General features: G+C 45.6%; 1 protein-coding gene. It reads right to left on the bottom strand.

Going from position 1 to position 1,721, the window contains the following annotated elements:
* Positions 1–188: 188 nt before the first annotated feature.
* Positions 189–1,619, bottom strand: coding sequence for an IS1182 family transposase (locus ICN36_RS11940; RefSeq protein ID WP_216228567.1), 1,431 nt, complete (start codon positions 1,617–1,619; stop codon positions 189–191).
* Positions 1,620–1,721 lie beyond the last annotated feature (102 nt).

Below are 1,721 nucleotides of genomic sequence, written 5' to 3'. Positions count from 1 at the left end.
CGAGGCTGTGTAAAAACCCAAAATACTTCCATTGATTTAGATTTAAAGCGTGTACACGGGTTTTGGCCTTAAATCAAACGCTTCTGGTTGAGCCAACAATTCCGTTTTGGTAATTTGTGATTTTTTAGTAACGCCTCGTAGAGGCGTTACTCAGGCCTGTTTATTACGGATTGAGTAAGGCTTTCGCCTTATGTCGCCATCGCCTTCATTAGATTGCTGCTACCCATGATGTTCATCACTCGTTTAAGGTTGTAAGCCAGGATATGTAGACTCATTTCTGTACTGACGTGCTCTTTGGTTTTGGTTAAGAAGTGCGTTGCCCCCATCCAGCTCTTGAGTGTGCCAAAAGTATGCTCAATCGTGCAACGCCTAATTTTCATCGCATCAGGCATGGCTTCTAGGTTGTCCTGCATTTGATCTAGCATTGCTTCATGTTCCCAGCGCTTGACTCTTCTGTTTGTTCCGGTAGTGCACTGAGGCTTTAAGGCGCAGGTTTTGCAGCTCGAGCTCCAGTATGCAATCAGATTCTTACCATGCTCCACGGTTTTAAATCGCTCTATTAATACTTGCCCTGCAGGGTACTCGTATTCATTTTTATCAGGGTGGTAGATAAACGCATTCTTATCAAACAGGCCACTAGATCGATTGCTAGAGGTTTTGCATTTAGGCATGATGGGAGTGACACCCAAGTCCATGCAGTCTTTGATTTGTTCGCCACTGTAATAACCCTTGTCTGCCACTACGGTCAGCTGCGTTACTTGCAGCGCTTCTTTGACTTGGTTAGCTATCTTAGCTAGGCTACTGCGATCATGCCCGATATTAGTTAACTCATGGGCAACGATGAGATGGTTCTTGGTATCTACAGCAGCTTGCACGTTATAGCCCACGATACCGCCTCCGCGGTGTTGCATCGACCGGGCATCGGGATCACTCATGGAGATCTGTTTATCTGGTGCTGCTTGTACTTTTTCTTCAATAGCTTGTAGCTGTGCCATCTGGGCTTTAAACAACTCGATACGCTCAGCCAACCGAACTTGATGTGGCGTGGACCCTGCAGGTGAACGCAGATCAGCTGCCTCTAAGTCTTTTAAGTACTGCGCAATACTAGCTTCAGCTTCTTGGATACGACGTTTGATCTTGGTCTGGGTAAAGTTCTGATCGGAGCTGTTCACGGCTTTAAATTTACTGCCATCGACTGCCACCATCGCGTCGGTAAAGAGATTCATCTGACGGCACAACTCAATAAACTGGGCGCAGACTTTACGGATGGCTTTGCCGTTCTCCCTGCGGAAGTTCGCAATGGTTTTAAAGTCAGGAGCTAAGCGGGTAATGAGCCACATGAGTTCAACATTACGTAGCGCTTCAGTTTCAAGGCGACGAGTCGATGCAATACGGTTAAGGTATCCATAGACATACAATTTCAACAGCACTGCAGGATGATAGGACGGCCTACCAGTATCAGCAGGAACTACTCCTTCAAAACCCAAACTCTTTAAATCTAATTGATCGACAAACAGATCAATGACGCGCACGGGATTTTCTTCGGTGATGTACTCATCAAGCAGCTCAGGTAATAAAGTACTTTGGGTTCGATCTTGGCCAGTAATGAATCGTTTCATCTTCATGAACATCCGTTAATTAGTGATACTGAATTAACGTTTGAGGGTGCTTAGGTGTTTACAAAAACAGGGAGATTATTGGGGGTTTTTACACAGCCTCGG

Source organism: Polynucleobacter sp. UK-Gri1-W3 (genome assembly GCF_018881595.1).
Classification (GTDB): Bacteria; Pseudomonadota; Gammaproteobacteria; order Burkholderiales; family Burkholderiaceae; genus Polynucleobacter.
This window is presented reverse-complemented; position numbering and strand designations above follow the sequence as displayed.